General features: G+C 44.4%; 5 protein-coding genes. All 5 read right to left on the bottom strand.

Annotation, left to right across the window (positions count from 1 at the left end; genetic code table 11):
- Positions 1–249, bottom strand: a 249-nt coding sequence (locus tag BLR43_RS14080; RefSeq protein WP_143007436.1) for a helix-turn-helix domain-containing protein, incomplete at its 3' end; no start/stop codon positions are given.
- 318 nt (positions 250–567) lie between these two features.
- A complete protein-coding gene (locus tag BLR43_RS11890; protein ID WP_093071260.1) occupies positions 568–1,383 on the bottom strand; it encodes a MipA/OmpV family protein in 816 nt (271 codons plus the stop codon).
- Between the two features lie 134 nt (positions 1,384–1,517).
- Positions 1,518–2,555, bottom strand: a complete 1,038-nt coding sequence (locus BLR43_RS11885; protein WP_093071259.1) for a rhomboid family intramembrane serine protease — start codon at positions 2,553–2,555, stop codon at positions 1,518–1,520.
- A gap of 106 nt (positions 2,556–2,661) precedes the next feature.
- On the bottom strand, positions 2,662–3,849 hold the full coding sequence (locus BLR43_RS11880) for an alpha-hydroxy acid oxidase (protein ID WP_093071258.1): 1,188 nt from the start codon (positions 3,847–3,849) through the stop codon (positions 2,662–2,664).
- Between the two features lie 91 nt (positions 3,850–3,940).
- Complete coding sequence (locus BLR43_RS11875; RefSeq protein WP_093071257.1) at positions 3,941–5,713, bottom strand: L-lactate permease; 1,773 nt, start codon at positions 5,711–5,713, stop codon at positions 3,941–3,943.
- Between the last annotated feature and the right edge of the window lie 287 nt (positions 5,714–6,000).

Below are 6,000 nucleotides of genomic sequence, written 5' to 3'. Positions count from 1 at the left end.
AAGCTTGTCTGTCACCCATGCCCAGAGGTCAGTCACAATAGTTGTGGCGTTGTTAGCCCGTCTGTCACAAGCCTTGTTATTAGCATGCTTTGCTCGGTAACCTCGTAGGCTTTTATTACGCCTAAGCTCTCTTGATATGGTACTGGGACTTCTGTTTAACACCCTCGCTATAAAATTAATACTATGTTTTGCCCCTTTAAGGGCATAAATCTGGTATCGTTCACCTAGGCTTAGATGTGTATAGCTCATGGTTGCAATCTCACTTTGGTCGGTGGATAAAAACTTTGATGCTAGCGCATCTAGGTCTTTTTTTCACCTTGCATTTGGTATTGCACTTCATGTGTTAATCTAAGAAGGTATTGGCATCTTAGCTTTTCTACAAGAGAAAAAAGAATTCAAATTCAATGCAATCACGTCTGCATTAGTTAAATTATAATAATGGTCATATTTTTATAAATACTTGAGCTATACCCGACAGCTTTTACAGTCAAATTGATTCAGCCAAATCACTAATAAAAAAAGCCAAGCAAAATGCTTGGCTCTTTTATATCAAACATTCAAACTCAATTAAAACTTATAAAGCAAACCAAGCGTGGTCGACGCTTCAGTACGTGAGTCTACCATTGGGCTATCGTACTGCTCATTCGGCACATAGCTCACGCTTTGATTGGCAAATCCTGCCCATTTATCGTTAAAGTCGTAGTTGGCACTAACGCTGACATACGGATTCAAGCTCGAGTTAGATTTATAAGCGGCAACGCCTGTTTCCGCTGACTCTTCTTCACTGACGCCATAGTAGTATTCGTTATAATCAGCATCATGATACTCAAAGCCGATGCTTGGATAGACCGTCAGCTTGTTTCTAGTAATTTTGGCAAGGTAAGTTAAGCGACCAGTATTACCGCCACTTTCGTCCAACACATCGGTCGCAAACTGACCACGAAACGCACCGATAGGCGTGCGACGCTGGTAGCTTATACCTGCTTCTGCAGATAGTTTACGCTCATCGAGACCTTGCAGGGCACCATTAGCATCATCAGGATCAAACGAATTCCCTGCGAGCTGCGCGTAAGCAGAGAGCTGATTGACACCATCATTGATCAAGTACGCACCCGCTTGAGCACCGCGCGCATAGATCCTATTATTGTCATAAAAAATGCCCGGTAGCACACGCACTTCAGTGCTGTCTTCGAGATCATAGGCGGATTTGACCGCCATGAGATTGACCCCAACGCTCAATTCGGCGTCTTTGTCAGTCGGTAGGTTTTTATTAAGAAAAGGGATGGCACTAGACAGGCTAGACACACTGAGTAATGCCGTAGCGGTTAACGTGCTCAGCATGGCTCGCGTAGAGAAGTGAGGTTGCGCTGCAAGTTTTAACATAATTGGGTCTCGTAAGTGAGTATAAATAACGAGGTAGTAAGGTCAGGTGAAAAACGAGAAAAAAGTGAATAATTAGTCTAAATGATTCGGCTGTTATTGATAGTTATTTAGCAATGATAGATAAGTATGAGCATTTACTCAATGGCTTTTAGCACTTGTAGGATTTGCTGATGAATATCTTGCCACCACCACAAAAAACCAATGACAATAACAACCATGACTAGCCAAGGCAGCAGTCGCCAGATTAGGCTCACGTTAACAGGCTCTGGCGCAAATTTCTTGGGATCAATATAAGTGGGGTAGTTATTTATGGGGTAGTTATTTATATAGCCACCACTTTGGTCGAAATCGGCAGTATCCGCGGTGTTGTTTAAGTCTACAGGGGTTTGGATATTATTATCAGCAAATATATTGGTAAGCGGCGGATTACCGCGCTGATTATCGTGTAAGCTCGTTTGATAGCTTGGCTGATGATTGCTTGCATAGCTCGCTTGGACCGCGTTTTGATAAGCTTGCTGAGCTTGCGCCATAGCTGCTTGCTGTGCCAGCTCTCGCTTACGATAAACGAGAGCAATAGGCAAGGCAATAAGCAAGCCAGTAATCGCGCCGCCGATGTGACCGGCATTATCGATACCCGGTACGGCAAAGCCATAAACCAAGTTGATCGCCATGATGATGACCAAGCTCTTGAGATTGAGTACCATGCCATTGACCGATATTTTAAATAGGGCAGCGATCAGTAACGCCGCACCGATACCCATGATACCACCAGAAGCTCCCGCTGATAGGCCGGGCTGTCCTGTTCCATCCAAAATACTGTGCCATGTGACATAGTTATTGAGCAAGTTACCACCGATGGCTGCCAACAAAAACAATGCCAAAAACTTGGCTGAGCCAAACATCGGCTCGGCAATCTGGCCAAAGAAATACATGGCAAAGCCATTAAATAGTAGATGCATGAGACCAATGTGCAAAAACGCACTACTCACCAAGCGCCATGGGTCATCCATCATCGTTAAAGGTAAGGCGTTGGCACCCCATTTAACTAACGCTTCAGTTGACGGGTTATTGGCATCGACGCCCGTGACTAGCTGCATGACAAATAGCCCGATAAAGCTGGCTAATAGCAGGGTAGTGACGGGCGCTGTTTTTAATAATTGTTGAATGGTCATAAAGGCTAACTGTCATTAAAATGTTATAGAGACAGTATAAAGGGTATGAGCAAATTATGTTATGTATAGCCAGTTTTAAACGTCGATCGCTAGACATTAAGCCGCTCTAAAAACGACCCACTTTGAGGTTTTCATACGTGCCTTTTACCAAGATATTATCCGTGACAGTATTGATATCGGTATGACCACAGAATGCCATAGATATATCACACTCTTTATAGATGATTTCAAGCGCGCGGCGCACCCCGTCTTCACCATACGCTCCCAATCCGTAGAGAAAAGCGCGACCGATCATCGTGCCTTTTGCGCCCAATGCGATAGCCTTTAGGACGTCTTGACCTGAGCGAATCCCGCTATCGAGCCACACCTCGATGTCGCTGTTTTCGGCATGGACTGCCTGTACGATGTCAGAGAGGGCAGAGATAGAAGATAACGCGCCATCCAATTGACGACCCCCATGGTTTGAGACGACTAGGGCATCCGCGCCACTGCGAGCCGCCATAATAGCATCTTCAGGCTCCATGATACCTTTTATGATAAGTTTACCGCCCCACATGTCTTTGATACGCGCCACATCGTCCCAGCTCAGACGCGGATCGAATTGCTCTGCCGTCCACGCAGAGAGTGATGACAGATCCTCAACATTTTGTGCATGACCGACGATATTACCAAACGTGCGACGTTTGGTGCCCAGCATATTCATACACCATTGCGGCTTGGTCATGAGGTTCATGATATTGGTTAATGTGGGTTTGGGCGGTGCGGATAGACCATTTTTGATGTCTTTGTGACGTTGTCCAAGCACTTGTAGGTCGGCGGTCAAGATAAGTGCTGAGCAATTGGCCTCTTTGGCACGGCGAATCAGATTGGCCATAAATGCTTGATCACGCATGACATAGAGCTGAAACCAAAACGGCTTACTAGTATGAGTAGCGACATCTTCGATAGAGCAAATGCTCATGGTCGATAGTGAAAAGGGCACGCCGAATTTTTCAGCGGCGCGTGCGGCATGTATCTCACCATCTGCCCACATCATGCCGGTAAACCCCGTTGGGGCGATGGCTACAGGCATCTTGACTGGCTCACCGATCATACTCGTTGCCAGACTACGGTTATCCATATCGACCAATACGCGCTGGCGCAGCTTGATACGGTCAAAGTCAGTCTCGTTATTACGATAGGTGGTCTCAGTCCACGAGCCTGAATCGACATAGTCATAGAACATACGCGGCACTTTACGCTCAGCGACACGGCGCAGATCTTCGATTTCGGTGATTTTAGTTAAGTCTTTCATAGGTTTATCTCTTATTGCTGTTATGTTTTAACTAGAAGGCAACCTTAACCTAACGCTACTAGATCTAGTTTAATAGCGTCAGCTTGCCTGATTATCGTCCATTCAGTTTTCTACGGGAAAATTTGCCACAAAAAGACATCAGTCCAAAGAATGTTATGGGCCAGAGAACGGCTAAAGCCCACCACCATATTTGACCGAAGATGATAGCCATACCGATCAAACCTGCTTGCACGACATAATAAATCATCGCTAGCAGTGTTTTGCGAATCACATAGCCTTCTTTATCCACCAAGCCGACTACTGCGCAAGCAGCTACCACATTATGCACCGAAATCATGTTACCAGCCGCACCACCCACAGCTTGCAAGGCTATTACTTGTGCTGCAAGGTCGCTATTGAGTCCGATCTGATTGGCTGTTGACCATTGAAAATATGAAAACATCATATTGCTAATAGTATTTGAACCGGCGATGAAAGCACCCATTGCCCCAATCCATGGAGACACTAGCGGCCACGCATTTTGAAAAGCATCGGCAGCACTTTCAGCCAGTAATATTGGCATAGCCGGTAGCGCAGTAGCGACTTCAGCGGCTGAGCCTGAATTAATGAATACTTGTACCATAGGCACCGAGAATAGCAAAGCTGGTGCGGCAGCAACCATGGTCTTTGCCGAGTTACTCCAACTGCGCTTTACCGCTTGGCTATTCATTTTGAACAGTAAAATACATAATAAAGAAGTAATAATTAGAATGCTACCAGGAGAATAGGCGAGCTGTATCTTACTAGAGATTGTTGTACCAAAAAGATTAGTAAGGCTAATGGTTGTTAAATCCCCTACCAGAAAAGCTTTGAGTGGTGCAATCACTCGAGTTATGACCAATAAGGCAATCACAATGAAATAGGGCGAAAATGCACGAATTAAAGAGAACTTTGGGGTTGCTGAATCATCATATTTTACCTCGTCTAAAGTACCCAGCCAGTCTTTGTCCCATTTTGCGCGAGGGGCAAAATCAAAAGTATCTTTAGGCATCAAAAAACCACGCTTAGCAGCGGGAAGTACAATTAACAACCCAATGAAACCGCCAATGAGTGAAGGGAACTCAGGCCCTAGAAATTTAGCAACCAAAAAATAAGGAATAGTAAAGCAAAGACCTGCAAAAATGGCAAATGGCCATACTTTAAGCCCTTCTATGAAGGAGCGTTTTTCACCAAAGAACCTTGTCAAAAAAGCACTTAAAATTAAAGGTATCAAAAACCCAATAAGCGCATGTACAAGGCCTACGTTAGCTGTAATCTGTAATAAATAATTTTCGGCAGTAGTAGGGGCAATGGACTGTGCTAAATCTTGTTTATCAGTAATACCAGACCAAACGCCAAGTAGTAGAGGCGTACCAACTGCACCGAATGATACGGGTGTAGATTGAATGATAAGAATAACCATGACCGATGCCATCGCTGGAAAGCCTAAAGCCAACAACAGCGGAGCACCCACTGCAGATGGTGTTCCGAATCCTGATGAACCTTCTACTAAAGAGCAGAACAACCATGCCACAATGATCGCTTGGACGCGCCTATCAGGTGAAATATCCATAAAGCCCTTACGTATGGCGACAAGAGCGCCGCTTTCTTTCAGCGTATTCAGCAGTAAAATAGCTGCGAATACAATGAATAAAATAGTAAGTGCCACAATAATCCCATTAACAGTAGCAGCCGCTACCTGAGCACCACTAGCGTGCCAAATGAAAAAGGCTAGCAGAGCTGTCACCAAATAGGCAATACTCATAGATATCTTAGCTGGCAGGCGCATAACTATGAGTAGTATGAATACAACGAGAATTGGCGCTAAGGCTAAGAAAGTGTACATAATTAACAGTCCTTATTGTTATTAACAGTCCTTATTGTTGTGTATACCAGCTTATTTTTTACTGGTTTTAAAGTCATACTAAGTTATTACTATAGTCGATACACTCTAAAAATGTCATAGCGCTACTGGGATGAATTTTGCGCAGCCTCTGGGAACGCAGCACGCAAGTAAAATTTATACCAGTAGCGCGTTTAAATCCATAACAGTTTTACATTCAGCTAACTATATTTATTAAGGCGTGTTAAACACGCCCTAATAGTTGCTCTTAGGTGAGCTATGCTGAAGAA

The sequence above is a fragment of the Psychrobacter pacificensis genome, from assembly GCF_900101915.1.
In the GTDB taxonomy this organism is placed as follows: domain Bacteria; phylum Pseudomonadota; class Gammaproteobacteria; order Pseudomonadales; family Moraxellaceae; genus Psychrobacter; species Psychrobacter pacificensis.
This window is presented reverse-complemented; position numbering and strand designations above follow the sequence as displayed.

What these genes read in the sequence shown, in the direction of transcription:
- BLR43_RS11890 (WP_093071260.1), bottom strand. Translation starts at nt 1,383, where the DNA reads ATGTTAAAACTTGCAGCGCAACCTCACTTCTCTACGCGAGCCATGCTG.
- BLR43_RS11885 (WP_093071259.1), bottom strand. Translation starts at nt 2,555, where the DNA reads ATGACCATTCAACAATTATTAAAAACAGCGCCCGTCACTACCCTGCTA.
- BLR43_RS11880 (WP_093071258.1), bottom strand. Translation starts at nt 3,849, where the DNA reads ATGAAAGACTTAACTAAAATCACCGAAATCGAAGATCTGCGCCGTGTC.
- BLR43_RS11875 (WP_093071257.1), bottom strand. Translation starts at nt 5,713, where the DNA reads ATGTACACTTTCTTAGCCTTAGCGCCAATTCTCGTTGTATTCATACTA.